Genomic DNA, 25749 nt, shown 5'->3' with positions numbered 1-25749 from the left:
CTTCACCCCCAGCGCGTGCGCCACACGGCCCAGGCCGTGCCGGCGCCATAGGCGGCCATGGCCACGGCGACCAGAATGAACAGCGACTGGGCGCTGCCCAGGCCGCTGGACATGAGCCAGCCGCCGCCCACCACCACGATCAGCAGGCGCACCGTGCCGGCCAGCACGGGCGCCCAGACGCGGCCTGCGCCCAGGGAGGCGAAGTACAGCACCAGTCCCAGGCCGAACAGCCCGAAGGCCGGGCCCACGGTGCGCAGGTAGAGGTCGGCATAGGCGCGCACGGCCGGGTCGCCGGTGAAGATGCCCGACCACAGCTGCGGCCAGACCATGACCACCAGGCCCAGCACGCCCAGCAGGGCGGCGGCCATGGCGCCGCCCGACCAGGCCACGCGGCGCGCGCGGGCCACCTGGCCTGCGCCCATGGCCATGCCCACCATGGGCACGGCGGCCATGCCGACGCCGAAGGCCATGGGGATCAGCAGGAACTCCAGCCGCTGGCCTATGCCGTAGCCGGCCAGTGCCAGCGGGCCCAGGCGGGCGACCATGCCTGTCAGCAGCAGCGCGGCCAGCGCCGTTTGCACGGGGGACAGGCAGGCCAGGGCCCCCACGCGCAGGATGTCGCGGAACATGGGCCAGGCCAGGCGGGGCCTGCGCCAGTCCAGTTGCAGGCGCTGCTGGCCCCATTGCAGATAGGCCAGGAAGACTGCGACGGCCAGTGCCATGGCCGCGATGTTGCCCACGGCCACGCCCGGCATGCCCCAGCGCGGCATGGGTCCCAGGCCCAGCCCCAGCGTGCCGCCGACAGCGATCTGCACCAGCGAGGCCGCAAAGATCACGGCCGACGGCATGCGCATATTGCCCGTGCCCCGCACCACCGATGCCAGCGTATTGCACAGCCACACCAGGATGGCGCCGCTGAACAGCACGGCGCCAAAGCCTGTGGCCGCTGCCAGCACCTCGCCGCGCCCGCCCAGCCAGCCGTAGAAGGTGGCGCCGCAGAGCACGAAGATGAGCGAGTACAGCAGCCCCGCGATGGTGCCGATGACGATGGAGTGCAGGGCCAGTGCCGAGGCACGCGCGCCGTCGCCTGCGCCCAGCGCGCGGCTGATGGCCGAGGACACGCCGCTGCCCATGGCGCCGTTGCTCATCATCTGCGTGAGCATGGCCAGCGGAAACACCAGGGCCATGGCCGCCAGCGATACGGTTCCCAGCTGCCCTACGTAGTAGGTCTCGGCCACGGCGACCAGCACCGACATGCTCAGCGCCACCATGTTGGGCACGGCCAGGCGCACCAGGGTGGAGGCGATGGGGCCGCTGACCAACGGATGCGCGGACCCGCTGGCCGCAGCGCCAGGGGCTGCGGAGGGCAGGGCGGCGTTCATTCCGCGCTCTCCTGCGTGGCGGTTTCCAGCACGGGCAGCATGCCCAGCACCAGGCTTTCCAGCGCGCCGATCTGCTCGCTGCCGCACAGCTCGCGCACGCGCTGCTGGGCCTGGCGCCACAGGGCGGCAGCCTCGCGGATGCGGGCGCGGCCTTCGGGCGTGACCACCACGCAGCGGCTGCGCGCATCCGCGCCGGGAACCAGGTCGATGAAGCCAGCCTGCTGCAGCGTGCGCAGATTGCGCGTCATCGTCGTGCGGTCGGTGTGCAGCTGCTCGGCCAGGGCCGAGACCGTGGGCGGGCCGTCGGGCGCATTGCGCGCCTGCACCAGCAGGCTGAACTGCGTGCCGCGCAGGCCGCTGGGCGCGAGCGTGTCGTCATAGAGCTGGGAGATCTTGCGCGACAGGCTGCGCACCATGAAGCAGGTGCAGACCGGACTGGCGGCGCTTGAGGTGGAGGAGGTCATGGGGCGTGGGGCAGGTGGCCTGGAATGGAAATGAGTGTAGATGCACCTATTGATTTGCGCATGTCCGCTGCGCGACCTGCGCATGCGCGGTGTGTGATCGAGAAAGGCTTGCAAGCACATGAAACGGGAGAACCATCTGGTTACTTTTCTTGCGAGATGCCGGCATTTGTTGCTAGTTCGTGTGCGTAGCATCGGATTTTTCCGAAGGAGACCCACCCATGGCTGTTCAGAACCCGTTCTTTGGCAAGCGCGACAACGATGCTTTCACCTCCCGCAACACCCTGGGCAGCGGCATAGGCGCCACCGGTACGGGCGGCAGCCCCTCCGGTGCCGTCACGCCCAGCTCCAGCGTGACAAGTCCGTCGACCGCCCAGCGCCAGGCATCGGCCGTGGCGCAGGACTCCCAGGGCAGCAAGCTCACCGTAGGCCCCAATATCAAGCTCAAGGGCGTGGAGATCACCGACTGCGACACGCTGGTCGTCGAAGGCACGGTGGAAGCCACCATGGACTCGCGCGTGATCCAGATCGCCGAGCAGGGTGCCTTCCACGGCACGGCCGAAATCGACATCGCCGAGATCCATGGCGTGTTCGACGGCACGCTGACCGTGCGCGAGAAGCTGGTCATCTACGGCACGGGCAAGGTCAGCGGCAAGATCCGCTACGGCAAGGTGGTGATCGAAGAGGGCGGCGAGCTCACGGGCCAGATCGAGGCCGGTTCCTCGCCGCGTTCATCTTCGGGTTCGGCCGTGGCGTCCAGCGCCTCCAGCCTGTCCTCTTCCTCGTCGGCCGTCTCCAGCGACAGCGCCGCCAGCAGTTCCGCGGCCCTGGCTGCGGCCACCGCAGCGGCCTCGCTGCAGCCGCGCGTCACGCCGTCGCTGGCATGAGCCATCTCTGCTGCCGGAAATGAAAAAGCGACCTGCAAAGGTCGCTTTTTTCATGGCTGCAGAAGTGGGGCGGGTTCAGCCGGCCTGCTGCTGCTTGCGTTCTGCATTGCGCTCGGCCGCTGCGCGCCAGGAACGCACCTGGTCGTTGTCCGGCAGCGACTGGGGCTTGCCCTGGCCGTCGATGGCCACGTAGGTCAGCAGGGCCTCGGTCACCTTGACGAAGCGGCCCTGGTCGGCAAAGCGCTCGGCATAGACCTCGACATCGACCGTGACCGAGGTGCGGCCCACGCGCTGCACGCTGGAGTAGAACGACAGGATGTCGCCCACACGCACGGGCTGCTTGAAGATGAACTCGTTCACGGCCACGGTGACCATGCGGCTCTGGCCCAGGCGCGAGGGCAGCACCGAACCTGCCAAGTCAACCTGCGCCATCACCCAGCCGCCGAAGATGTCGCCATTGGCGTTGACATCGGCAGGCATGGGAATGACCTTGAGAACCAGCTCCTTGTCTGCGGGCAAGGGATGGGGCGGGAGGTCTGGGCGGGGTGGCATGGGCACAATCGGGTCAATATAACAACCGAGAATTGTCTTTCATGCGACGCGAGAGCGCTTCCCCTACGGATTTACCCTTAGTCCCAACCCCGGCACCGTCGCGGGACTGGAACGCGCTGCGGCGCCTGCTGCCCTACCTGTGGCAATACAAGTGGCGCGTGCTGGCGGCGCTGGGCTTCATGATCGGGGCCAAGCTCGCCAACGTGGGCGTGCCGGTGTTGTTGAAGCACCTGGTCGATGCGCTGGATCTGAAGGCCGGCGATGCCCGCGCGGTGCTCGTCGTGCCCGTGGCCCTGCTGCTGGCCTACGGGCTGCTGCGCTTTTCCAGCTCGCTGTTCACCGAGCTGCGCGACCTGGTCTTTGCCAAGGCCACGCAGGGCGCCTCGCGGGCGATTGCGCTGTCCACCTTCGAGCACCTGCATGCGCTGAGCCTGCGCTTTCACCTGGAGCGCCAGACCGGCGGCATGACGCGCGACATCGAGCGCGGCGTGCGCAGCACCGAGTCGCTGATCTCGTATTCGCTCTACAGCATCCTGCCCACCTTCATCGAGATGGCGCTGGTGCTGGGCATCCTGGCGCTGCGCTTCGACATCTGGTTCGCGGCCATCACGCTGGCGGCGCTGGTGTTCTACATCACGTTCACGGTCACGGTGACCGAGTGGCGCACGCGCTTTCGGCGCGAGGCCAATGCCCAGGAGTCGGCGGCCCACACCAAGGCCATCGACTCGCTGCTGAACTACGAGACCGTCAAGTACTTCGGCAACGAGGGCTTCGAGGCGCGGCGCTACGACGAGAACCTGGAGGCGCTGCGCCGCGTTCGCCTCAAGAGCCAGAGCACGCTGAGCCTGCTCAACTGCGGGCAGCAGCTGATCATCGCCACGGCCCTGGTCGCCATCCTCTGGCGGGCCACGCAGGGCGTGGTGGATGGCCGCCTGTCGCTGGGCGACCTGGTCATGGTCAACGCCTTCATGATCCAGCTCTACATCCCGCTGGGCTTTCTGGGCGTGATCTACCGCGAGATCAAGCAGAGCCTGACCGACCTGGAGCGCATGTTCACCCTCATGGACAAGGAACGCGAGGTGGCCGACGCGCCCGGCGCCCAGCCGCTGCAGACCCATGGCGCACCGCCCGAGCTGCGCTTCGAGCATGTGGACTTCGCCTATGACCCCGAGCGGCCCATCCTCAAGGACGTGAGCTTCACCATTCCCGCCGGCAAGACCGTGGCCGTGGTCGGCCCTTCGGGCTCTGGCAAGAGCACGCTGGCGCGGCTGATCTTCCGCTTCTACGACGTGCAGTCCGGCCATGTGCGCATCGCCGGGCACGACCTGCGCGAGCTGACCCAGGACAGCGTGCGCGGCGCCGTGGGCATCGTGCCGCAGGACACGGTGCTGTTCAACGACACGGTGGAATACAACATCGCCTACGGCCGCCCTGGCGCCAGCCGCGAGCAGGTGGTGGCGGCCGCGCGCGCCGCGCGCATCCACGACTTCATCGAGGCCACGCCCCAGGGCTATGCCACGCGCGTGGGCGAACGCGGCCTGAAGCTGTCGGGCGGCGAAAAGCAGCGGGTGGCGATTGCTCGCACCCTGCTCAAGGACCCGCCCATCCTGATCTTCGACGAGGCGACGTCGGCGCTGGACTCGGCCAACGAGCGCGCCATCCAGGCCGAGCTGCAAAGCGCCGCGCGCAACAAGACGGCGCTGGTGATTGCCCACCGCCTGTCCACCGTGGTCGATGCGCACGAGATCCTGGTCATGGACGCGGGCCGCATCGTCGAGCGCGGCACCCACGCCCAGCTGGTCGCGGCGGGCGGGCGCTATGCGGACATGTGGGCGCTGCAGCAAAGCGGGGAGCCCGCCGTGCTGTAGCGCGGGGCGGCCGAGGGACCGGGCGGCCGGGTGGCCGGGTGCCTGGACGGCTTCAGGGCTTGAGGTGCGTGACCAGGAACTGCTCCATGGCCTCGTAGAACTCGAACTTGTTCTCGTCGTTGTGAAAGCCGTGGCCCTCGTTGTCCTTGACCATGTACTGCACCTCGACGCCGCGCTCGCGCAGCGCCTTCACCACCTGGTCGCTCTCGTCCTTGTTCACGCGCGGATCGCGCGCGCCCTGGGCGATGAACAGCGGGGCCTTGATGCGGTCCACATGCAGGGCCGGCGAGGTGGCGGCCAGGCGCTCCCTGTCGCGCTCGGGATCGCCCACCATGGCGTGCATCTGGTCCAGCAGCGGCTTCCAGTAGGGTGGAATGGTCTTCATGAAGGTGAACAGGTTGGACACGCCCACATAGTCCACGGCCGCCGCATACAGGTCGGGCGTGAAGGCCACGCCGGCCAGCGTGGCATAGCCGCCATAGCTGCCGCCGTAGATGCCGATGCGCGCAGGGTCGGCAATGCCCTGGTCGATCAGCCAGTGCACGCCGTCGGTGATGTCGTCCTGCATCTTCAGGCCCCACTGGCCGAATCCCGCTTCCCAGAACGCGCGGCCATAGCCCGTGGAGCCCCGGAAGTTCACCTGCAGCACGCAAAAGCCCCGGTTGGCCAGGAACTGCACCTCGGGGTTGTAGCCCCAGCCGTCGCGGGCCCAGGGGCCGCCGTGCGGGTTGATGATGCAGGCCAGGTTCCTGGGCTCGCGGCCGGCCGGCAGGGTCAGGTAGCCGTGGATGGTCAGGCCGTCGCGGCTGGTGTAGCTGACGGGCTGCACGCGCGACATGGCGGACTCGGGGATGGCAGGGTTGATGTCGGCCAGCTTGGTCAGCGCGTCGGCGGCCGCGTCGTAGATGTAGCGCGCGCCCGGCGTGCGGTCGTTGAAGGCGGCGACGATGAACTTGTCCTCGGCGCGGTTGGCGCCCTGGATGGCGAAGTCGTAGCCGGGCAACTGCGCAGCCAGCCGGCCGTACAGGGCTTCGGTCTCGGCATCGAAGAAACGGTACTGCGGCTTGTCGGTCTGGTAGGCGGCCAGGGTGAGCACGCGGCGCTTGCGCGAATAGGCCGCCGCGCCCAGATCGACTTCCTCGGGCACGAAGATTTCCTCTTCCTCATCGGGCCGGGCCGGGTCGATGACCACCAGGGCCAGCTTGTCGCGGCCCCGGTTGGACAGGGCGTAGAGCTTTTGGTCGTCGAAGGTGAAGAAGGCCGGGCTGACGCTGGTGCGGTAATCGGTGGTGATCAGGGTCTGGAACTCGCCGGCCTCGTCGTCGCGGTAGAGCAGGGCGCTGTTCAGGCCGTCGCTGGCCACGGCGGCCCGCACGCGGCCTGCGTGGTCGGTCTGCCAGCCGACGATGTTGCCGGGGTTCTGCGCCACCAGTTGCGCCGCCCCCGTGTGCACGTTCACGCGGTACACGTCGAAGACCTCGGCATCGCGCCGGTTGTGGCTGATCAGCACATGGTCGGGGTCGTCTTCCAGGTCGTCCTCGATGCTGGCGCGCACGCCTTCCCAGGGCGTCAGGTCGGTGGCTTCGCCGCTGCGCGCGTTGACTGCCAGCACATGGAAGTTCTCGTCGCCGCCGAAGTCCTTCTGGTAGAGCACTACATCCGGGCCCTTCCAGAAGAAGTTGCTGATGTCGCGCTCGGTCTCGGCCGTGATGCGGCGCGGCTCGCCCACAGGGGTGCTGCCCTCCAGCGCCTGCACATGGATGTTCATGCGCGCCGGATGGCCGTCCACGCTGACGGGCTGCATGAAGCCCAGCATGCTTCCGTCATCGGCCAGGCGGAAGAAGCCGCGCTCCGGATTGCGGAAGAAGTCCTTGATCGGATAGGCCTGCGGAGCCTGCACATCGGCGCTGGCATCCCGTGCCAGGTTGAGGATGTGGGCGGCCATGGCGGGGTGTCGGGAAAACGTCGGCAAGGGTGACCTCCTGGGTTGCAGCGGCAGGGGAAAAAGGGAGCCGGCCATGATGCCATGGCGCTGTATACAAACAAGCGGGACACTGTCTTTGATGGGATTGATTGTATACATTTGATTGGTGTTTTCCCGTGTTTTTGCGGAAAAATGCACCATGAATCTCCTTGGATGTATACATTCACGCCATTCCATCCAGACAAAGCCCCATGAGCCCCCAGCTTGCCCCCGCCGCCTCCGAAGCGGAAAGCCATTCCCAGGTCATCAAGGCCCAGCTGCAACTGCGCGAGATGATTCTTGCGGGCGAACTGCCCGCAGGCGAGCGCATTGCCGAGCTGACCGTGGTGCAGCGCCTGGGCATCTCCCGCACGCCGGTGCGCGCCGCGCTGATGCGGCTGGAGCAGGAAGGCCTGCTCGAAGCCATGGCCGGCGGGCGCGGCTACCGCGTGCGGCTGTTCTCCGAAGCCGATGTGGCCGATGCCATCGAACTGCGCGGCACGCTGGAAGGCCTGGCCGCGCGCTGGGCGGCCGAGCGCGGCGTGGCCGAGCCGCTGCTGGCCCAGGCCGGCCGCTGCCTGGATGCCATCGACCGCGTGCTGGAGACGCCCGACTGGGGCGATGAGGCCTTCTCGCGCTATGTGGCGCTGAACTCCGAGTTCCACGACCTGCTGCATTCCATGGCCGGCAGCAGCGTCATGCAGCGCGAGCTGGAGCGCGTGGTGCGCATGCCCTTCGCCTCGCCTTCGGGCTTTGTGCTGGCGCGGGCCGAATCCCCGCGTGCGCGCCACAGCCTGATGGTGGCCCAGGACCAGCACCGCCAGGTGCTGGACGCCATTGCCGCGCGCGAGGGCGCGCGGGCCGAGGCGCTGATGAAGGAGCACTCGCGCATTGCGCGCCGCAACCTGCGCGAGGCCGTGAGCGAGCCCGGCAGCCATGCGGTTCCTGGCGTGCAGTTGATCCGAGCCTGATTCGAGTCTGACCCGCGCTTGATCTGCGCTTGATCTGCCCTTGATGTGCGCCGGCGGCCTCGGCCGCCTGCGCCCCAGCCACCGCAGCGCCAAGGACTGCGGACCCCACCCATAAAGGAGACCCCCATGAGCACATTTCCCAAGAACACCTGGTACGTGGCCGCCACGTCCGATGAGATCCAGGACAAGCCGCTGGGCCGTCGCATCTGCGGCGAGCGCATCGCCTTCTACCGCGCGCAGCACGGCGTTGCCGCCGTGGAGGATTTCTGCCCGCACCGCGGCGCGCCCCTGTCGCTGGGCTTTGTCTGCGAAGGCAAGCTGGTCTGCGGCTACCACGGGCTGGAGATGGGCTGCGACGGCAAGACCATTGCCATGCCGGGCCAGCGCGTGCGCGGCTTCCCCGAGATCCGCAGCTATCCCGTCGAGGAGCGCCATGGCTTCATCTGGGTCTGGCCCGGCGACAAGGCGCTGGCCGATGCCGCGCTCATCCCGAAGCTGCCCTGGCACGACAACCCCGAATGGGCCTATGGCGGCGGCATGTTCCACATCCAGGCCGACTACCGGCTGATGATCGACAACCTCATGGACCTGACGCACGAGACCTATGTGCACGCCAGCTCCATCGGCCAGGCCGAGATCGACGAGACGCCCTGCAAGACCGAGACGCGCGGCGAGGGCGCCGATGTCGAGGTGGTCACCAGCCGCTTCATGAACGACATTCCCGCGCCCCCGTTCTGGAAGATGGCGCTGCGCAGCAACGGCCTGGCCGACGATGTGCCCGTGGACCGTTGGCAGGTCTGCCGCTTCACCCCGCCCAGCCATGTGCTGATCGAGGTCGGCGTGGCCCACGCAGGCCACGGCGGCTACGACGCGCCCGACGAGCACAAGGTCTACAGCATGGTGGTGGACTTCATCACGCCGGAGACCGAGGAATCCATGTGGTACTTCTGGGGCATGGCGCGCCGCTTCAATCCGGGCGATGCCGAAGTCACCGACCGCATACGCGAGGGCCAGCACAAGATCTTCAGCGAAGACCTGCAGATGCTGGAGCTGCAGCAGCGCAACCTCAGTGCCCACCCCGACCGCAAGCTGCTCAAGCTCAACATCGATGCGGGCGGCGTGCAGTCGCGCAAGGTCATCGACAAATGGATTGCGCAGGAACAGCAGGCGGCGGCGGTGGCCGCAGCAGCGGCCCAGCCTGCCGCCGCGGTGGCCTGAGGCCGGCCATGGCCCGGCGCGCATCCAGGATCGGCGCCGGGGATGGGGTAATCTCGGCGGGCTTCAACCCCAGGGCCGCAAGGCCTGCCGCCACCGATGGTCCACTCCGCCTCCGATCCGCTTTCCATCGACCTCTACGACCAGCCGGGCCACCTGATCCGGCGCGCGCAGCAGATCGCGGCGCAGCTGTTCCGCGACGTGCTGGGGCCGGACGTGACGCCCGTGCAGTACGCCATCCTGCGCATGCTGCAGGAAAAGCCGGGCATCGACCAGGTGACGCTGGCGCGGCTGGTTGCGCTGGACAACTCCACCACGGCCGACATCGCGGCGCGACTGGAGGCCAAGGGCTGGGTGCTGCGCGAGATCCTGCCCCGGCGCCAGCGGCGCCTGACGCTCACGGCCGAGGGCGAGGCCATGCTGGGCGGCTTCGTGCCGAATGTGCACGAACTGCACAACCGCATGCTGGCCGCGCTGGAGCCCGAGGAGCAGGCCGAGTTCAAGCGCCTGCTGCGCAAGTTCGTGCAGTTGCACGACGCACGCGACGCCCTCGACGCTTCCTCATCCGACTGACAGCGGCCCGGCCGCCGCCGCGTCCGAGACTGCGCGGCCCCGCCTGACCGGGGAAATCCCGGTATCTGGCGCCGATTTTCATTCAGTAAACTGAATCACATTCAGCATACGTAATGATGTGCTGAGAACACAAGAAAGCTTCCACAGAGCTTCAACCCAAGGAGACCCACGATGACTGCCTCTACCCCTGTCCCATGGCTGCAGCGGCCCTGCGCCGCCGCATCGTCCAACTGCCCGTTGCGGGAGCTGCGGCCATGAGCGCCGACCTGCGTGCAAGCGTCGACCAGCGGCCCATGGCGCGCTTCCAGTGGTCGGTCATAGCCCTGTGCATGGTGCTCAACATGATCGACGGCTTCGACGTCCTGGTCATGGCGTTCACGGCCTCTGCCGTGTCGGCGCACTGGCAGCTCAGCGGCGCCCAGCTGGGCTTTCTGCTCAGTGCGGGCCTGTTCGGCATGGCGGGCGGATCGCTGCTGATCGCGCCCTGGGCCGACCGGCTGGGCCGCCGGCCGCTGATCCTGGCGTGCCTGGCCCTCTCGGGCGTGGGCATGCTGGGCTCGGCCTTCAGCCAAAGCGCCACGCAGCTGGCGGCGCTGCGCGTGCTCACGGGCCTGGGCGTGGGCGGCATCCTGGCCTGCAGCAACGTGATCGCCAGCGAATACGCCTCGCAGCGCTGGCGCAGCCTGGCCGTCACGCTGCAGTCCACGGGCTACGCGCTGGGCGCCAGCATTGGCGGCTCCATCGCGGTGTGGCTGCTGGGGCGCCATGACTGGCGCGCGGTCTTCCTGTTCGGCGGCTGCGTGACGCTGGGCGTGCTGGTCCTGGCCTGGTGGCGACTGCCCGAGTCCATGGACTTCCTGCTGGCGCGGCGCCCGGCCGGCGCGCTGCAGCGGCTCAACGCCCTGGTCGGGCGGCTGGGCCTGCCCGCATTGGCTGCGCTGCCGCCTGCCGCGCCCGCATCGGCGGGGCCGGCGCGGCGGGGCCCGCTGCAGCTGTTCGCACCGGGCCTGCGCCGGCCCACGCTGCTGGTCTGGCTGTCGTTCTTCGCGGTGATGTTCGGCTTTTACTTCGTCATGAGCTGGACGCCCAAGCTGCTGGCCGCCTCGGGCCTCACGCCCGAGCAGGGCGTGACCGGCGGCGTGCTGCTGAGCCTGGGCGGCATCCTGGGCGCCACCTTGCTGGGCCTGCTGGCGGCGCGCTATCCCGTGCACCGCGCACTGGCCGGCTTCATGCTGGCCACGGCCGTGCTGCTGTGCTTCATCGTGAGCAATCCGGGCTCGCTGTTGCTGTCGTATGCGCTGGCCTTCCTGATCGGCGTCTTCGTCAACGGCTGCGTGGCCGGGCTCTATGCCATCGCGCCCATGGTCTATGGCGGCGAGGTGCGCGTGACCGGCGTGGGCTGGGGCATAGGCATAGGGCGCATCGGCGCCATCGTCTCGCCCATGGTCGCGGGCTCGCTGCTGGACGCCGCGTGGTCGCCCAGCCAGCTCTATGTGGGCTATGGCCTGGCCTTCGTGTTCGCGGCCTGCATCGTGTCGCTGCACCGGCTGCAGGGGCCCGAAGCCGGCAGGCCCGCAGCCACGGGCCGCACGCTGTCGGCGCATTGAGCGCGACTTGCAGACAAGAAGGAGAACCCCATGACCGAATGCACCACCATTGCACCCGCCTCCACGCCTGCCTCCACGCCTGCCTTCCCGCTGGACCAGTGGTATGTCGCCGGCTTTGCCTGGGAGCTGCAGGACGCGCCACTGGCACGCACCCTGCTGGGCCGGCCCGTCGTGCTGTTTCGCACGCCCGATGGCAGCGTCGCCGCGCTGGAGGACCGCTGCTGCCACCGCGAGCTGCCGCTGTCCTGCGGCACGGTGGAGGCGCGGGGCCTGCGCTGCGGCTACCACGGCCTGCTGTTCGACCGCGCCGGCCAGTGCCTGGAGATTCCGGGCCAGCAGCGCATACCGCCCAAGGCCTGCGTCAAGTCCTTCGACCTGCGCGAGCGTGACCAGATCCTCTGGATCTGGATGGGCGCCACGCCCGATTCCGTGCCCGCGCAGGAGCCGCCCGCCTATCCCGTGCACGGCGATGCGCGCTACCGCTTCGGCGGCGATGTCTACCACTACGACGCGCCCTACCAGCTCATCCACGACAACCTGCTGGACCTCAGCCACCTGGGCTATGTGCACCTCAAGACCATTGGCGGCAATGCCGGCATCCACATGAATGCGGAGCTGCAGGTCCGCCAGGACGGGGACAGCGTCACCGTGCTGCGCTGGATGCCCGACTCCGACCCGCCGCCCACCTATGCGGCGGCCTGGCCGTTCGCGGGCCGCATCGACCGCTGGCAGGAGGTGGAGTTCCACCCCTCGCACGTGTGCATCTGGACCGGCGCCATGGACGCAGGCAGCGGCCGGCTCGACGATCCGCAGCGCGAGGGCTTTCACATGCGGGGATTTCACGGCGTGACGCCGGAGACCGAGCATTCGGCCCACTACTTCTGGACCATTGCCACCAACCCGCATCCCGACATGCAGGACACCACGCGCCTGGTGATCGACCAGACGGCTGCCACCTTCGAGGAGGACAAGGTCGTCATCGAGGCCCAGTTCCGCAACCAGCAGCGCTTTGGCGCACGCCCCGTCATCGATATCCACGTGGACGCCGGCCCCAACCGCGCGCGCCGCGTGATCAGCCGGCTGCGCGAGGCCAGCGCCCGGGCGCTGGCGGCGGCCTGATTTTTCCGAACCCATCCCTTTCCGCGATTTCTTCCCATGCAAGCCAACCCCATCCTCCAGGTGCGCGTCGCGCGCAAATGCGCCGAGGCGCAGGACATCTGCAGCCTTGAACTCGTGCCGCTGGACGGCCAGAGCCTGCCCGCCTTCACGGCCGGCTCGCACATCGACCTGCACCTGCCCGGCGGCCTGGTGCGCCAGTACTCGCTGTGCAACGACCCGCAGGACACCGGCCGCTACGTGGTCGGCGTGCTGCGCGAGGCCGCCTCGCGCGGCGGCTCGGCCGCCGTGCACGAACAGGTGCAGGAAGGCCAGCAGATCGCCATCGGCGCGCCGCGCAACCACTTCGCGCTGCATGCGGGTGGCCCTGCGCGGCATCTGCTGCTGGCCGGCGGCATAGGCATCACGCCCGTGCTGGCCATGGCGCGCCAGCTGGCGCGCGAGGGTGCCGACTTCGAACTGCACTACTGCGCGCGTTCGCGCGAGCGCATGGCCTTCACGGCCCTGCTGCAGTCCATGCCCTGGGCCGACCGCGTGCACCTGCATGTGGATTGCGAGGGTGCGCTCGACATGGCGCAGCTCCTCGGCGCCCCGCAGGCGGGCCTGCACCTGTATGTCTGCGGCCCACGCGGCTTCATGGACGCGGCCCTGGGCATGGCTCGCGCATCGGGCTGGAGCGAGGACCGCCTGCACTACGAATTCTTTGCAGGCGAGGCCGTGCAGCGCGAGGGCGATGCCGGGTTCGAGATCGAGATCGCCAGCACCGGCCAGGTGGTGCGCGTGGCGCCGGAGCAGACCGTGGTCCAGGCCCTGGCCGGTATCGGCGTGGAGGTGCAGACCTCGTGCGAGCAGGGCGTGTGCGGCACCTGCCTCACGCGTGTGCTCTCGGGCGAGCCCGAGCACCGCGACATGTACCTGACCGACGACGAGCAGGCCGCCTGCGACCAGTTCCTGCCCTGCTGCTCGCGCGCGAAATCCGCCCGGCTGGTGCTGGACCTGTAGCGCTGGATCCGGCCGGCCGGCGCACAATGAGGTTTTCCCCAAGGCCCGCCCTGTGGCGGCGGGCGCCGCCTTCCTGCCATGCAACCTGCCCTGCTCGTGCTCAACTTCAATACCGAGGCCCATCTGCGCCAGATGGCCCAGGCCTTTCCCTCCTTCGACCTGCTCTACGCGCCCGACGCCGCCCAGTGCGAGGCCGCCATCGCCGAGCACGGCACGCGCATACAGGCCGTGCTGACCATAGGCTCCATCGGCCTGTCGGCCGCGCAGATGCAGCGCATGCCCGCCCTCAGGCTGGTCTGCGCGCTGGGCGCGGGCTACGAGAACATCGATGTCGCCCATGCGCAGGCCCACGGCATTGCCGTGGGCAACGGCGCAGGCACCAATGACGACTGCGTGGCCGACCATGCCATGGGCCTGCTGATCGCCTCCGTGCGCGGCCTGGTGCGCCTGGACCGCGCCACGCGCGACGGCGTCTGGCGCACCGCCATGCCGCTGCCGCCCAATGTCTCGCACAAGCGCCTGGGCATCCTGGGCATGGGCGCCATCGGCGCCAAGATCGCCCAGCGCGCGCTGGGCTTCGAGATGGAAATCGGCTACCACAACCGCAGCCCGCGCAGCGGGCTACCCCACCGCTACTTCGGCGACCTGCTGTCCCTGGCGCAATGGGCCGATGTGCTGGTGGTCGCCACGCCGGGCGGCCCGGGTACGCGCCATCTCGTCAACGCCCAGGTGCTGGACGCACTGGGCCCGCAGGGCCATCTGGTCAATATCGCGCGCGGCAGCGTGGTCGATACCGCCGCCCTGGCCGCCGCCGTGCGCGAAGGCCGCCTTGCCGGAGCGGGCCTGGATGTCTACGAAAGCGAACCCGCGCCCCCAGCCGAACTGCTGGACCTGGACGCCGTGGTGCTCACCCCCCATGTGGGCGGCTGGTCGCCCGAAGCCGTGCAGGCCTCGGTGGACCGCTTCATCGCCAACATGCGCTGCCACCTGGAAGGCCGCCCGCTGGTCTCGCCCGTCACGGCCTGAGGCCGGATTCAGCCCTTTACCTCCCAAGAGCTGCTGCCAGGTGCAGCAGTCCCATGACCAGGCAGATGGCTGAGGACACATGCCAGAAGCGGTCGCTGTTGTCCGGAAAGCGTGGTTTCAACCACGGATAGGCCACGGCCCGCGCCACCAGCACCAGGCCGGCCCCGGCCAGCACCGGGCGCATGAAGGGCAGGGGGCCCAGCAGGCCCGCGCCTGCCAGCGCATACCCCGCCAGCAGCGACAGAACCACGCCGATGGCCGCCGACACCAGCGGCGGATACCAGTGCCCGGCCTCGGCCATGCGCGCCATGCGCTCGCCGGCACCCATGAGCCGCAGCCCACGTCCCCCCCAAACGATGCAGGCGAAGTGGGCCAGCGCGGCCGCCGTGTCGAACAGGGCGGCGGCCAGGGCCAGCAGTTGCACGCCCTTCACGGCAGGGCTTCCCACGCGCCGGTGTGCTGATGCTTCTTCATGGTGTATTCCTTGGGATTTGCTGCAATGGTCGGCCACTGTAGTGCTTAAACTCCGGGCAGAAAACTCGCCTTGTGCTCAGGTTTTGCCGCATGCCCTCCCATACCTCCGCTACCACTGAATCCCAGAGAAGAAGACAGCCCGTGCAGGCCCGTGCGCAGCGCACGCTGGAGGCCATTCTTCAGGCAGCAGCTCAGATTCTGGTCAAGGAGGGCGAAGCCGCGCTCACCACCAATCGCATTGCCGAGCGCGCAGGCGTCTCCATCGGCACGCTCTACCAGTACTTCCCCGACAAGCAGGTCGTCTTGCGCGCCATGGTCGATGGCCAGCGCCTTGCGGCCGTCGCGGCCATCGAGACCTGGCTGGAGCAGGCGTCGGAACAGCGCCTGCCGCGCGAGGCCGTGGCGCGCGGCGTGGTCGCCTGCATCGTCGAGGGCTTTGCGGGCCGCACGCCTGCGCGGCGCAAGCTGGCGCGCTTTGCCTGGCGCCAGGATGGTGACGAGCGCATTGCCCTGTCCATGCGCGAGACCGCCGAGCGCATGGCCGCCCACCTGCAGCGCTGGGGCGGCCCCTCGCTGTCCTATGCGCGCCTTTACGTGGCCACGCGGGCCGTGCTGGGCACGGTGCGCTTCGCCTCGCTGGAGGCCTCGCCGCTGATCGCCTCGGGTGCACTGGAGGAGCTGCTGTGCGAGATGGGGACAGACATGTTGCTGGGTGGCGTGCAGGGCGCCGGCGCTGCTGCCTCATAGAGGCTGTTCCATTCGCCGAGGCCATCATGGGGCATGGCGTTCGTTGATGGCGTGCCGGAGGCCCGGGCTGTTCCTGCGCAGCAGGATGGCGAAAAAAAAAGGCCCCGCAGAGCGGGGCCTTTTGCTTCTACCGGAGTGTGCGATCAACCGATAGCATTCTAACGAGTTCGCGCGGCAATGGCTTTCTCCGCCACATCCACCAGGTCGGCGCCGACCTGCTGCTTCCACTTGTCGTAGACGGGGCGCGTGGCCTTGACGAAGGCTTCGCGCTCGGCCGGCGTGAGCTGGGTCACGGTCACGCCGTTGGCGGCCAGGTCCTTGAGCAGGGGCTTGTCGGCCTCGATCATGCCCTTGCGCGCGATCACGACCTGCTCCTTGGCCGCGTCCACGGCGGCCTGGCGCACGATGTCCTGGTCTTCCTTGGTCCAGGTGGCCCAGATGTCCTTGTTGACCACGAAGATCAGCGGATCGTTGATGTAGCCCCACAGCGTCAGATGCTTCTGGCCCACAGACTGCAGCTTGGCGGCCATGTAGACCGAGACGGGGTTTTCCTGGCCGTCCACGGCGCCGCTGGCCATGGCGGGCTGGGCATCGGCCCAGCTCATCTGCGTGGGGTTGGCGCCCAGCGCGGTGAAGGTGTCCAGGAACAGCGGCGAGCCCACGACGCGGATCTTCAGGCCCTTGAGGTCGGCAGGGGTCTTGATGGCGTGCTTGGAGTTGCTGATCTCGCGGTAGCCGTTCTCGCCCCAGGCCAGCGGCACCACGCCGGCCTTGTCCAGGCGCTGGAACAGGCGCTTGCCGGGCTCGCCATGCGTGAGCGCGTCGGCGGCCGCGTAGTCGGGCATCAGGAAGGGCAGGGCGAACAGGTTCAGCTCCTTGATCTGGGGCGACCAGTTCAGCGTGGAGCCCACGGCCATGTCGATCACGCCCTGGCGCAGCGCGCTGAATTCGCGCGTCTGGTCGCCCTGGATCAGGGACACGCCTGGGTAGAGCTTGATGTTGATGCGGCCGTTGGTGCGCTCGCGCACCTTGTTGGCCCAGATCTCGCCGCCCTTGCCCCAGGGAAAGGCCGTGCCCAGCACCAGCGACATGCGGTACTCGCTCTTGTACTTGGCCGGTGTTTGCGCCACTGCGGGAGCGGACGAAAGGGCCAGGGCCGCCGCTGCGGCCAGGCCGCTGGCGAGGAAAGTGCGAAGTTTCATTGCGAAGGTCTCCTTGTTGAATTTTTGGGAAATCAGTAGCCCAGGCGTGCTGGGAGCCAGAGAGCCAGCTGCGGGAAGGCGATCACGGCGATCATCACCAGGAACATGGCCAGCAGCATGGGGCCGACCCAGCGCACGGTGGACTCCATGCGCACGCCCGCGATGCGGCAGGACACCATCAGGTTCACGGCCAGCGGCGGCGTGAACTGGCCCAGCGCCACCTTGAGCGTGAGGATGACGCCGAACCACACCGGGTCCCAGTGGTAGTGCTGCATGATCGGCAGCAGCAGCGGCACGAAGATCAGGAAGATGGAGATGCCGTCCAGGAACATGCCCACGGTGATCAGCAGCAGGATCAGCAGCGCCATCACGCCGTACTCGCCCAGGCCCGATTCCACGATGGCCTTGGCCACCGGATCGATCACGCCCAGCGTGGACAGCGAGAACGCGAATATGCCGGCCAGCGACACCACCAGCAGGATCACGGCCGACAGCTCGCCGGCCTCGCGCAGGATGGGATACAGGTCGCGCAGCGTGATGGTGCGGTGGATCACCATGCCCACGAACAGGCCGTAGAACACGGCCACCACGGCGGCCTCGGTAGGGGTGAACCAGCCGGCGCGCATGCCGCCCAGGATCAGCACCGGGGCGGCCAGGCCCCAGGAGGCCTCGCGCAGGCTGCGCCAGAACGGCGGGCGCGGCATGGACGATTCCAGCGCACCCATCCTGTGCCTGCGCGACATCCACACGGCCGGAACGATCAGCGCCACGCCGGCCAGGATGCCGGGGATCATGCCGGCCGCAAACAGCGCCGGCACCGAGGCGCCGGGCACCAGCACCGAGTAGATGATGAAGGCCACGGACGGCGGGATCAGGATGTCGGTGGCCGCAGCCGCGCCCACCACGCTGGCCGAGAAGCTGCCGGGATAGCCGGCGCGGCTCATGGCCGCGATCATCACGCCGCCCACGGCAGCGGCATTGGCCGGGCCCGAGCCCGAGATGCCGCCCAGGAACATGGCCACGGCAATCGCCACCAGGGGCAGCATGCCGGGGCCGCGGCCCACGATGGCCACGGCGAAGTTCACCAGGCGCAGCGCCACGCCCGAGCGGTCGAAGATCGAGCCCACGAGCACGAACATCGGAATCGCCAGCAGCGGGTACTTGCCCAGGCCGGCATAGAAGTTCTGCGGCACTGCCAGCAGGCCGAACCACTGCGTGTCGGGGCTGGCCAGCGCGATGGCGGCCGCACCTGCCAGGCCCAGGGCCGCGCCGATGGGCACGCCCAGGAGCATCAGGCCCAGGAAGGCGATGAAGAGCAGGGTCGCGATCATGGCGCCTTCTCCTCGTCCACGAATGCGCCGGGGCGCCCCTGGCGCAGGAACAGTTGCAGCGCGCGCAGCGTGATCAGCGCCGAGCAGATGGGCAGCCACATCGAATACCACCACTGCGGCACGCCGATGCCGGGCGAGGTTTCCTCGAAACGGTAGTCGTCCCAGACCACGCGCACGCTCAGTGCGGCGATCACCGCGAACAGCAGGGCCACCATCAGCGTGCCGAAGCGCGCCAGGCGCTTCCTGCGCAGGGCGCTGCCGCCTTCGGCGAAGTATTCGATGCGGATGTGGGCGTTGCGCGCCACGGCCGCCGAGCCCGCGACCATGGCCAGCAGGATCATCAGGAAGACCGAGATTTCCTCGGTCCACGCGAAGGACGAGGAGGTGAAGTAGCGCACCAGCACATTGGCGAAGGTGATCAGGGCCAGCAGGGCCATGATGACCACGGTGAGCCAGTCCTCGATGCGCAGCGAACGCGGCTCGTCCGGCTGGGAAGGCGTCTCAGCGGCGCCGTTTTCGGTGGGAGGGGATGACATGGACGCGGGGAGTCAGAAAATTACACATGGCGGGGCAGATGCAGTCACTGAGCTTCCTCGGCGTCGTGTGCCGGGGGCCGTGAGGAAAAAATGTCACATTGGGTAAATGCGGCGCAGCGCCATTATGTGCGCATACGAGCGCCGCATCAGATGGCGGTTTCCTCAGTGTGGCGGCCCATGCGGGACGATGATACGGGCATGCCCGGCGTGGAGGCACCGAGGAAGGGCCTACGCCGGCCGCGCCGCCCCGCACCGAGGGTGTCGTCCCCCTCCCGGAGAGAGAGGGGGAAGCGGCGTAGCCGCTCAGGGGGTGCCTTCCATCACAGCGGATAATGGCGGGCATGGAAACCAAATGGCTAGAAGATTTCGTCAGCCTGGCTGAAACACGCAGTTTCAGCCGCTCCGCCCAACTGCGGCATGTGACGCAACCTGCGTTCTCGCGCCGCATCCAGGCACTGGAGGCCTGGGCCGGCACCGACCTTGTGGACCGCAGCTCCTACCCGACCCGGCTCACGCCGGCCGGCAAGACCATGTATGACCAGGCGCTGGAAATGCTGCAGTCGCTGCAGAGCACGCGCACCATGCTGCGGGCCCATGTCAGCGCGGGCAAGGGCATGGTGGGGTTTGCCGTGCCGCACACGCTGGCCTTCACCTTCTTCCCGAACTGGGTCTCCAGCGTGCAGGCCAAGTTCGGGCCGTTCCGCAGCCGGCTGTTCGCGCTCAACGTGCACGACGCCGTGATGCGCCTGGTCGAGGGCGGCTGCGACCTGCTGATCGCCTACTTCCATCCGTCCCAGCCCTTCCAGCTTGACCCGGCGCGCTACGAGATGGTCAGCCTGGGCCATGAGGTGCTCGCCCCCTACGCCAGGCCCGACGCCGACGGCCTGCCGCTGCACCAGCTGCCGGGCCGCCAGGGCCAGCCGCTGCCCTACCTGGGCTATGCGCCGGGCGCCTACCTGGGCCGCGTGACGGAACTCATCCTCAAGGAAGCGGCCGAGGCCGTGCACCTGGAGCGCGTCTACGAGACCGACATGGCCGAAGGCCTCAAGGCCATGGCGCTGGAAGGCCATGGCGTGGCCTTTTTGCCATTCAGCGCCGTGCGCAACGAGCTGGAGGCCGGCCGCCTGGTCAGCGCGGCACCTGCCGGTGACGACGGTTTCCGCATGGACATGGAAGTGCGTGCCTACCGCGAAAAACCCACCAGCAAGGATGCGCCCCAGGGCGTGGCCGGCGCGCTGTGGAACTTCCTGCTGGAGCAGGGCGAGACCATCGGCTGACACGCCAGGCGGCACACATGAAGACAAAGGGGCTCTCGAGCCCCTTTTTGCTGCACGCTGGTGCACGGCAAAGCCCGTCAAGAGACCGACTTGGTGCATGGGTTATGCCTAGGGTAAACACCTATTATGCATGGCATGCATAAGGGTTTCTGCAAACGGCATTGGCTGTGCTGCCACGCCTGGCATTAGAGTGCGCGCACAGCAGCCACGCCGTGTGCAGGCCCGCAGGCGCGCTGGATCGGGCAAAAAACGCGTGCCATGGCACGGCAGTTGCTTACCTGAATCTGGCTGACGTGCTGGAAAGCCCTAGCACGTGTCGGTGCTCCAGCACCGTGCGTGATTGCACAATATGTGTCACATCGTTGATAGTTCGAGCCAGCCCACAAGGCGACTCGACCGTTCTCATCAAGACCGTTTTCGTTCTCATCTCAGGAGACCCGTATGAAGAAGCATTTGTTGGCCATCGCCGTGACCGCCCTGGCTGCAGGCAGCGCTTTTGCGCAGGCTGGCGACACCCTGGCCAAGATCAAGTCCTCCGGCGCCGTGACGCTGGGCGTGCGTGAATCCTCCGGCCTGGGCTATACGCTGGGCAATGGCAAGTACGTGGGCTTCCACACCGAGATGGGCGAGCGCGTGCTGGCCGACATCCAGAAGCAGCTGGGCCTGGCCAAGCTGGACATCAAGTACCAGCCCGTCACCTCGCAGAACCGTATCCCCCTGGTGACCAATGGCACCGTGGACATCGAGTGCGGCTCCACCACCAACAGCCAGGCCCGCCAAAAGGATGTGGCCTTCGCCGTGACCACCTATGTGGAAGAAGTGCGCATCGCCGTCAAGGGCAACTCCGGCATCACCGGCATCAAGGACCTGAACGGCAAGACCATCGTCACGACGACGGGCACCACCTCGGTGCAGACCCTGCGCAAGAACAAGCGCGCCGACGGCCTGACCTTCAAGGAAGTCATGGGCAAGGACCACGCCGACAGCTTCCTGATGCTGGAAACCGGCCGTGCCGACGCCTTCATCATGGACGGCTCCATCCTGGCCGCCAACATCTCCAAGTCCAAGGCACCTGCCGACTACAAGATCGTCGGCGAAACCCTGTCGGTCGAGCCCATCGCCTGCATGCTGCGCAAGGACGACCCCGCCTTCAAGAAGGCCGTGGACGACTCCATCAAGCGCCAGATCGCCGACGGCTCCCTGGCCAAGCTCTATGACAAGTGGTTCATGCAGCCGATTCCCCCGGCCAACGTGAAGGTCGGCCTGCCGCTGTCCGACGCCACCAAGGACGCATGGGCCAACCCCAACGACAAGCCCATGGAGTCGTACGAAGTCAAGTAAGCACCAGCTGAATGCCGCCCCTTCTGCCATGCGGTTGGAAGGGGCGTTTTTTGTTGCGGCGCCGTTTTTGCCGGTAGTGCATTTTTCAAGAATCTGAATAAAGAGGTGCTCCTATGAGTTGGGATTGGCAGGTGTTCTGCCAGGACACCATTACCCAAGAGGTCGGTCAAAGCTGCTTCGGCAAGAACGGCGACATCACCTACCTCGACTGGATGCTGTCGGCCTGGGGCTGGACCATTTCCGTGTCGCTGCTGTCGCTGTTGATCGCATTGATCGTCGGCTCGCTGATCGGCACGCTGCGCACGCTGCCCGACCGGCCGTGGATCGTGCGGCTGGGCAATGCCTGGGTCGAACTGTTCCGCAATATTCCGCTGCTGGTCCACATCTTCATGTGGTACCACGTGGTGCCGTCCATCTTCCCCGCGCTGAAGTCCCTGCCGGGCTTCGTGCTCGTGGTGCTGGCGCTGGGCTTCTTCACCTCGGCCCGTATCGCCGAGCAGGTGCGTTCCGGCATCCAGGCGCTGCCGCGCGGCCAGCGCTATGCGGGCATGGCGCTGGGTTTCACCACGTTCCAGTACTACCGCTACGTGCTGCTGCCCATGGCGTTTCGCATCATCATTCCGCCGCTGACCAGCGAGACCATGAACGTGTTCAAGAACTCGTCCGTGGCGTTTGCCGTGTCCGTGGCCGAACTGACCATGTTCGCCATGCAGGCGCAGGAAGAGACTTCGCGCGGCATCGAGATCTACCTGGCCGTCACCGGCCTGTATGTGGTCTCCGCCTTTGCCATCAACCGCATCATGGCCTTCATCGAGAAGCGCTCGCGCGTCCCGGGCCTGATCGCTGCCAGCGGCGGAGGACACTGACATGAACCTGCAAATCGACTGGTCGTTCTTCACCTGGGACCTGTTCAGCAACTTCGTGCTGAAGGGCCTGTACTTCAGCCTGACGCTGACCGTCATCGCCACCATCGGCGGTGTGCTCTTCGGCACGCTGCTGGCGCTGATGCGCCTGTCGGGCAAGAAATGGCTCGATGTGCCCGCCACGCTCTACGTCAACGGCATGCGCTCCGTGCCGCTGGTGATGGTGATCCTGTGGTTCTTCCTGCTGATGCCGCTGATCATCGGGCGGCCCATCGGCGCCGAGGTCTCGGCCATCATCACCTTCATCGCCTTCGAGGCGGCCTACTTCAGCGAGATCATGCGCGCGGGCATCCAGTCCATCCCGCGCGGCCAGGTCTTCGCGGGCCAGGCCATGGGCATGACCTATGGGCAGAACATGCGCCTCGTGGTGCTGCCCCAGGCCTTCCGCAACATGCTGCCCGTGCTGCTGACGCAGACCATCATCCTGTTCCAGGACACCTCGCTGGTCTACGCCATCGGTGCCTACGACATGCTCAAGGGCTTCGAAGTGGCCGGCAAGAACTACGGCCGTCCCATCGAATCCTATCTGGCCGCTGGCGTGACCTACTTCGTGCTGTGCTATTCGCTGTCCTGGGCAGTGAAGCGCCTGCACAAGAAAATTGCCATCATTCGATGAGCCAGCACCCCATTGAGGAATTGCAATGATTGAACTCAAGAACGTTTCCAAGTGGTACGGCAGCTTTCAAGTGCTGACCGACTGCTCCACCAACATCCAGAAGGGTGAGGTCGTGGTGGTCTGCGGCCCGTCGGGCTCGGGCAAGTCCACGCTGATCAAGACCATCAACGCGCTGGAGCCCTTCCAGAAGGGCGAGATCTTCGTGGACGGCGTGGCCGTGCACGATCCCAAGACCAACCTGCCCAAGCTGCGCAGCCGCGTGGGCATGGTGTTCCAGCACTTCGAGCTGTTCCCGCACCTGTCGGTGACCGAGAACCTGACGATCGCCCAGGTCAAGGTGCTGGGCCGCAGCGCGGACGACGCCAGGAAGCGCGGCCTCAAGATGCTGGACCGCGTGGGCCTGACGGCGCACAAGGACAAGTTCCCGGGCCAGCTGTCGGGCGGCCAGCAGCAGCGCGTGGCCATTGCGCGCGCGCTGTCCATGGACCCCATCGTGATGCTGTTCGACGAACCCACCTCCGCGCTGGACCCCGAAATGGTCGGCGAAGTGCTGGACGTGATGATTGGCCTGGCCAACGAAGGCATGACCATGATGTGCGTGACCCACGAAATGGGCTTTGCGCGCAAGGTGGCCAGCCGCGTGATCTTCATGGACGTGGGCGGCAAGATCCTGGAGGACTGCTCCAAGGACGAATTCTTCGGCAACCCGGAAGCGCGCCAGCCCCGGACCAAGGAATTCCTCAACAAGATCCTGCAGCACTGAACCGGTGCGGCCCTTGCGGGCACGACAATCAAGGGGGCGCTTCGGCGCCCCTTTTTTGTGGCCGCGGCGAGACGATGATGAGAATCGTTCTCGATACAATCGCCGGCTCAGCTGTTTGCACCGTGCTCCAGATCCCGCCCCCATTTCCCCGCCACCGGACAATTTCCACATCCGCCGTGCCATGCCTGCCATGAAGCGCGACGACGCCCCGGGAGAGCCCGGTGGCCATTCCCGCAGTCTCTACACCCGCTGGCGCAAGCCGCTGCAGCGCATGCTGGCGCGGTACTTCAAGAGCCCGGCCGATATCGAGGATGCCTCCCAGGAAGTCTTCGTGCGCATGCTGTCGGCCGACAAGCGCCTGCCTGTGGACGAAGAGCGGCCCTATCTGCATCAGGTCGTGCGCAGCGTGGCGGCCTTCGCGCACCGCACGGCGCCGCAGCAGGCCGGTGTGCGGCTGGTGTCCGTGGAGGATTGCTGCGACGAGGTCGAGGCCCTGCCGGCCCGCGACGGAGCCGACCATGCGCTGGACGATGAGCGCCGCCAGCGCCTGGCCCGGCTGCGCGATGCCCTGAACGAGCTGCCCGAGCGCCAGCGCCAGGCCTTCGTGCTGCACCGCGTGCAGGAACTGACGCTGGAGCAGACGGCCGAGCGCATGGACATCACCGTGCGCATGGTCTCGCGCCACCTGAGCCGGGCACTGTCCTATTGCGAGATCCGCGTACGCTACGCCAGCGCCGAGCAAATGCGTGCCCTGCTGCGCGCAGACGAGCAGCGGCCGGGCGCCGCAGAGAACACACGATGAGCAACGAACTTCCCCCGGGCGTTTCGCCGCAGGAGCTGGTGGGGCTGCATGACAGGGCGGCCGACTGGTTCGTGCGCCGCCAGCAGCCGGACTGGACGGGCGCCGATGAGCGCGCGCTGGATGCGTGGCTGGGCGCCCACCCGCTGCACCGCAGCATCTTCGAAGGCATGTCGCGCCACTGGCATGGCGCGCCACAGCTCAGGGAATTGTTTCCCGATGAGTTCGGCGCAGCGGTGCCGCCCGCCGCGCCTGCCGTCTGCGCTGCACCAGCGGCCGCGCCGCCGCGCCAGCGCGTTCTTGCCCGCTGGCCCGGCCGCCCTGCGGCGGCCCTGTCCGTGCTGGCGGTGGTCTCGCTGCTGGCCGGGGGTGGCTGGTACCGCTGGGACCACACGCCAGGCTATACGCTGCAGGCCCGCACGGCGCCCGGGCAGACGCAGAGCATCGAGCTGCCCGATGGCTCGCGCGTGGCCCTCAACGTGGACAGCGAACTCCAGGTGCGCTACTACCCGCGCCGCCGCGAGGTGGTGCTGGATCGGGGCGAGGCCTTCTTCGAGGTCACGCCCGGCCCGGACAGGCCCTTCACCGTGGACTCCGGCGCCAGCCGCGTCCGGGTGGTGGGCACCGCGTTCAATGTGCGCGCCGGGCCGCCGCGGCTGGTGGTGAAGGTGCTGGAGGGCAAGGTGCAGCTGCGGCCCGAGCGTGACCGGGCCGGTGGCGATGTCCTGCTGCTGGCGGCAGGCGCGGGCGTGGCTGTGGACGGCGCCGGCCGGCACAGCACCGTGGTGGCCGATGCGGACAGCGTGGGCGACTGGCGCACGGGCCAGGTGCGCTTCAGCGGCACGCCGCTGGCGGAGGTGGCGCAGGAGCTGTCGCGCTATCTGGGTGCGCCCGTGGAGCTGGGCGACGAGTCGCTGGGCCGCCTGCGTGTCTCGGGCCTGCTGGCCACGGCCGCGCCCGAGCGCTTTGTGCGCGCGCTGCCGGCCTTGATTGCGGTGCGCGTGCAGCCGCGCAACGGCGGAGGTTGGCTGATCGTGCGGGGATGAATCGAAGGACGTGAAACAATTTGTTTCAAATTGGTGGCCAACCCCAGGTTCCAGCTTTGCACCGGTTTTGG

General features: G+C 67.7%; 25 protein-coding genes. 17 read left to right on the top strand and 8 right to left on the bottom strand.

The window, feature by feature from the left end; genetic code table 11:
• Nucleotides 1-2 precede the first annotated feature (2 nt).
• Nucleotides 3-1382, bottom strand: a complete 1380-nt coding sequence (locus PO605_RS02815; protein ID WP_047472073.1) for an MATE family efflux transporter — start codon at nt 1380-1382, stop codon at nt 3-5.
• The gene (locus tag PO605_RS02810; RefSeq protein WP_013804191.1) at nt 1379-1846 is read right to left on the bottom strand and encodes a MarR family winged helix-turn-helix transcriptional regulator; all 468 of its coding nucleotides are present in this window, start codon (nt 1844-1846) and stop codon (nt 1379-1381) included. The genes PO605_RS02815 and PO605_RS02810 overlap by 4 nt, the downstream gene beginning before the upstream one ends.
• Before the next feature lie 218 nt (nt 1847-2064).
• On the opposite strand from PO605_RS02810, the gene PO605_RS02805 reads away from it, so the two are divergent.
• Entirely contained in the window at nt 2065-2730 is a 666-nt protein-coding gene (locus PO605_RS02805; RefSeq protein WP_047217710.1) for a bactofilin family protein, read from the top strand.
• Nucleotides 2731-2805: 75 nt separating this feature from the next.
• Here PO605_RS02805 and PO605_RS02800 read toward each other — a convergent pair whose 3' ends face one another.
• Complete coding sequence (locus PO605_RS02800; RefSeq protein WP_012203278.1) at nt 2806-3282, bottom strand: acyl-CoA thioesterase; 477 nt, start codon at nt 3280-3282, stop codon at nt 2806-2808.
• Between the two features lie 41 nt (nt 3283-3323).
• Between PO605_RS02800 and PO605_RS02795 the strand changes: the two genes are divergently transcribed.
• Nucleotides 3324-5150 (top strand): ABCB family ABC transporter ATP-binding protein/permease, encoded by a 1827-nt coding sequence (locus PO605_RS02795; RefSeq protein WP_047472074.1) that lies wholly within the window; start codon nt 3324-3326, stop codon nt 5148-5150.
• Nucleotides 5151-5202: 52 nt separating this feature from the next.
• Here PO605_RS02795 and PO605_RS02790 read toward each other — a convergent pair whose 3' ends face one another.
• The gene (locus tag PO605_RS02790) at nt 5203-7095 is read right to left on the bottom strand and encodes a S9 family peptidase (RefSeq protein ID WP_156136052.1); all 1893 of its coding nucleotides are present in this window, start codon (nt 7093-7095) and stop codon (nt 5203-5205) included.
• 230 nt (nt 7096-7325) lie between these two features.
• Between PO605_RS02790 and PO605_RS02785 the strand changes: the two genes are divergently transcribed.
• From PO605_RS02785 to PO605_RS02755, 7 genes are all read left to right on the top strand, one after another.
• A complete protein-coding gene (locus tag PO605_RS02785) occupies nt 7326-8084 on the top strand; it encodes a GntR family transcriptional regulator (RefSeq protein ID WP_016451803.1) in 759 nt (252 codons plus the stop codon).
• Nucleotides 8085-8210: 126 nt separating this feature from the next.
• Nucleotides 8211-9302 carry an aromatic ring-hydroxylating oxygenase subunit alpha gene (locus PO605_RS02780; protein WP_047472851.1) on the top strand — a complete coding sequence of 364 codons (1092 nt, stop codon included), beginning with the start codon at nt 8211-8213 and terminating at the stop codon, nt 9300-9302.
• Between the two features lie 96 nt (nt 9303-9398).
• On the top strand, nt 9399-9872 hold the full coding sequence (locus PO605_RS02775) for a MarR family winged helix-turn-helix transcriptional regulator (RefSeq protein ID WP_016446419.1): 474 nt from the start codon (nt 9399-9401) through the stop codon (nt 9870-9872).
• A gap of 254 nt (nt 9873-10126) precedes the next feature.
• Nucleotides 10127-11479, top strand: a complete 1353-nt coding sequence (locus tag PO605_RS02770; RefSeq protein WP_334313799.1) for an MFS transporter — start codon at nt 10127-10129, stop codon at nt 11477-11479.
• Nucleotides 11480-11509: 30 nt separating this feature from the next.
• Nucleotides 11510-12598, top strand: a complete 1089-nt coding sequence (locus PO605_RS02765) for an aromatic ring-hydroxylating dioxygenase subunit alpha (RefSeq protein ID WP_272206035.1) — start codon at nt 11510-11512, stop codon at nt 12596-12598.
• Between the two features lie 36 nt (nt 12599-12634).
• On the top strand, nt 12635-13597 hold the full coding sequence (locus PO605_RS02760) for a PDR/VanB family oxidoreductase (RefSeq protein ID WP_047472585.1): 963 nt from the start codon (nt 12635-12637) through the stop codon (nt 13595-13597).
• A gap of 78 nt (nt 13598-13675) precedes the next feature.
• Nucleotides 13676-14623, top strand: a complete 948-nt coding sequence (locus PO605_RS02755) for a 2-hydroxyacid dehydrogenase (RefSeq protein WP_016451798.1) — start codon at nt 13676-13678, stop codon at nt 14621-14623.
• Nucleotides 14624-14639: 16 nt separating this feature from the next.
• On the opposite strand, the gene PO605_RS02750 is transcribed toward PO605_RS02755, so the two are convergent.
• Nucleotides 14640-15071 (bottom strand): hypothetical protein, encoded by a 432-nt coding sequence (locus PO605_RS02750; protein ID WP_231574448.1) that lies wholly within the window; start codon nt 15069-15071, stop codon nt 14640-14642.
• 116 nt (nt 15072-15187) lie between these two features.
• On the opposite strand from PO605_RS02750, the gene PO605_RS02745 reads away from it, so the two are divergent.
• The gene (locus tag PO605_RS02745) at nt 15188-15844 is read left to right on the top strand and encodes a TetR/AcrR family transcriptional regulator (protein ID WP_272206034.1); all 657 of its coding nucleotides are present in this window, start codon (nt 15188-15190) and stop codon (nt 15842-15844) included.
• A gap of 158 nt (nt 15845-16002) precedes the next feature.
• Here PO605_RS02745 and PO605_RS02740 read toward each other — a convergent pair whose 3' ends face one another.
• From PO605_RS02740 to PO605_RS02730, 3 genes are read right to left on the bottom strand one after another with little or no spacing between them, the layout of a single operon-like run.
• Nucleotides 16003-17046, bottom strand: a complete 1044-nt coding sequence (locus tag PO605_RS02740) for a DctP family TRAP transporter solute-binding subunit (protein ID WP_016451795.1) — start codon at nt 17044-17046, stop codon at nt 16003-16005.
• A gap of 32 nt (nt 17047-17078) precedes the next feature.
• Complete coding sequence (locus PO605_RS02735) at nt 17079-18377, bottom strand: TRAP transporter large permease (RefSeq protein WP_016451794.1); 1299 nt, start codon at nt 18375-18377, stop codon at nt 17079-17081.
• Nucleotides 18374-18913 carry a TRAP transporter small permease gene (locus PO605_RS02730; RefSeq protein ID WP_016450270.1) on the bottom strand — a complete coding sequence of 180 codons (540 nt, stop codon included), beginning with the start codon at nt 18911-18913 and terminating at the stop codon, nt 18374-18376. Before PO605_RS02730 ends, PO605_RS02735 begins: the two co-directional genes overlap by 4 nt.
• 341 nt (nt 18914-19254) lie before the next feature.
• Between PO605_RS02730 and PO605_RS02725 the strand changes: the two genes are divergently transcribed.
• From PO605_RS02725 to PO605_RS02695, 7 genes are all read left to right on the top strand, one after another.
• The gene (locus tag PO605_RS02725; RefSeq protein WP_016450271.1) at nt 19255-20190 is read left to right on the top strand and encodes a LysR substrate-binding domain-containing protein; all 936 of its coding nucleotides are present in this window, start codon (nt 19255-19257) and stop codon (nt 20188-20190) included.
• A 441-nt stretch (nt 20191-20631) separates the two neighbouring features.
• Nucleotides 20632-21531: a transporter substrate-binding domain-containing protein gene (locus PO605_RS02720; protein ID WP_016450272.1), complete on the top strand. Its 900-nt coding sequence runs from the start codon at nt 20632-20634 to the stop codon at nt 21529-21531.
• 113 nt (nt 21532-21644) lie between these two features.
• Complete coding sequence (locus PO605_RS02715) at nt 21645-22397, top strand: amino acid ABC transporter permease (protein ID WP_016450273.1); 753 nt, start codon at nt 21645-21647, stop codon at nt 22395-22397.
• Nucleotide 22398: 1 nt separating this feature from the next.
• Nucleotides 22399-23070 carry an amino acid ABC transporter permease gene (locus PO605_RS02710; RefSeq protein WP_016450274.1) on the top strand — a complete coding sequence of 224 codons (672 nt, stop codon included), beginning with the start codon at nt 22399-22401 and terminating at the stop codon, nt 23068-23070.
• A 25-nt stretch (nt 23071-23095) separates the two neighbouring features.
• Nucleotides 23096-23833, top strand: a complete 738-nt coding sequence (locus PO605_RS02705; RefSeq protein ID WP_016450275.1) for an amino acid ABC transporter ATP-binding protein — start codon at nt 23096-23098, stop codon at nt 23831-23833.
• Nucleotides 23834-24014: 181 nt separating this feature from the next.
• Nucleotides 24015-24635, top strand: a complete 621-nt coding sequence (locus tag PO605_RS02700; protein WP_272206033.1) for an RNA polymerase sigma factor — start codon at nt 24015-24017, stop codon at nt 24633-24635.
• Nucleotides 24632-25678, top strand: coding sequence for a FecR family protein (locus PO605_RS02695; protein WP_272206032.1), 1047 nt, complete (start codon nt 24632-24634; stop codon nt 25676-25678). Before PO605_RS02700 ends, PO605_RS02695 begins: the two co-directional genes overlap by 4 nt.
• Nucleotides 25679-25749 lie beyond the last annotated feature (71 nt).

Origin of the sequence: Delftia sp. DT-2 (assembly GCF_028401915.1) — a bacterium.
In the GTDB taxonomy this organism is placed as follows: Bacteria; Pseudomonadota; Gammaproteobacteria; order Burkholderiales; family Burkholderiaceae_C; genus Comamonas; species Comamonas tsuruhatensis.
This window is presented reverse-complemented; position numbering and strand designations above follow the sequence as displayed.

Coding starts and splice junctions, on each gene's coding strand:
- PO605_RS02695 (WP_272206032.1), top strand. CDS start 24,632: ATGAGCAACGAACTTCCCCCGGGCGTTTCGCCGCAGGAGCTGGTGGGG.
- PO605_RS02805 (WP_047217710.1), top strand. CDS start 2,065: ATGGCTGTTCAGAACCCGTTCTTTGGCAAGCGCGACAACGATGCTTTC.
- PO605_RS02720 (WP_016450272.1), top strand. CDS start 20,632: ATGAAGAAGCATTTGTTGGCCATCGCCGTGACCGCCCTGGCTGCAGGC.
- PO605_RS02745 (WP_272206034.1), top strand. CDS start 15,188: ATGCCCTCCCATACCTCCGCTACCACTGAATCCCAGAGAAGAAGACAG.
- PO605_RS02795 (WP_047472074.1), top strand. CDS start 3,324: ATGCGACGCGAGAGCGCTTCCCCTACGGATTTACCCTTAGTCCCAACC.
- PO605_RS02735 (WP_016451794.1), bottom strand. CDS start 18,377: ATGATCGCGACCCTGCTCTTCATCGCCTTCCTGGGCCTGATGCTCCTG.
- PO605_RS02800 (WP_012203278.1), bottom strand. CDS start 3,282: ATGCCACCCCGCCCAGACCTCCCGCCCCATCCCTTGCCCGCAGACAAG.
- PO605_RS02815 (WP_047472073.1), bottom strand. CDS start 1,382: ATGAACGCCGCCCTGCCCTCCGCAGCCCCTGGCGCTGCGGCCAGCGGG.
- PO605_RS02785 (WP_016451803.1), top strand. CDS start 7,326: ATGAGCCCCCAGCTTGCCCCCGCCGCCTCCGAAGCGGAAAGCCATTCC.
- PO605_RS02775 (WP_016446419.1), top strand. CDS start 9,399: ATGGTCCACTCCGCCTCCGATCCGCTTTCCATCGACCTCTACGACCAG.
- PO605_RS02770 (WP_334313799.1), top strand. CDS start 10,127: ATGAGCGCCGACCTGCGTGCAAGCGTCGACCAGCGGCCCATGGCGCGC.
- PO605_RS02725 (WP_016450271.1), top strand. CDS start 19,255: ATGGAAACCAAATGGCTAGAAGATTTCGTCAGCCTGGCTGAAACACGC.
- PO605_RS02700 (WP_272206033.1), top strand. CDS start 24,015: ATGCCTGCCATGAAGCGCGACGACGCCCCGGGAGAGCCCGGTGGCCAT.
- PO605_RS02760 (WP_047472585.1), top strand. CDS start 12,635: ATGCAAGCCAACCCCATCCTCCAGGTGCGCGTCGCGCGCAAATGCGCC.
- PO605_RS02730 (WP_016450270.1), bottom strand. CDS start 18,913: ATGTCATCCCCTCCCACCGAAAACGGCGCCGCTGAGACGCCTTCCCAG.
- PO605_RS02710 (WP_016450274.1), top strand. CDS start 22,399: ATGAACCTGCAAATCGACTGGTCGTTCTTCACCTGGGACCTGTTCAGC.
- PO605_RS02740 (WP_016451795.1), bottom strand. CDS start 17,046: ATGAAACTTCGCACTTTCCTCGCCAGCGGCCTGGCCGCAGCGGCGGCC.
- PO605_RS02765 (WP_272206035.1), top strand. CDS start 11,510: ATGACCGAATGCACCACCATTGCACCCGCCTCCACGCCTGCCTCCACG.
- PO605_RS02810 (WP_013804191.1), bottom strand. CDS start 1,846: ATGACCTCCTCCACCTCAAGCGCCGCCAGTCCGGTCTGCACCTGCTTC.
- PO605_RS02705 (WP_016450275.1), top strand. CDS start 23,096: ATGATTGAACTCAAGAACGTTTCCAAGTGGTACGGCAGCTTTCAAGTG.
- PO605_RS02755 (WP_016451798.1), top strand. CDS start 13,676: ATGCAACCTGCCCTGCTCGTGCTCAACTTCAATACCGAGGCCCATCTG.
- PO605_RS02790 (WP_156136052.1), bottom strand. CDS start 7,095: ATGGCCGCCCACATCCTCAACCTGGCACGGGATGCCAGCGCCGATGTG.
- PO605_RS02715 (WP_016450273.1), top strand. CDS start 21,645: ATGAGTTGGGATTGGCAGGTGTTCTGCCAGGACACCATTACCCAAGAG.
- PO605_RS02780 (WP_047472851.1), top strand. CDS start 8,211: ATGAGCACATTTCCCAAGAACACCTGGTACGTGGCCGCCACGTCCGAT.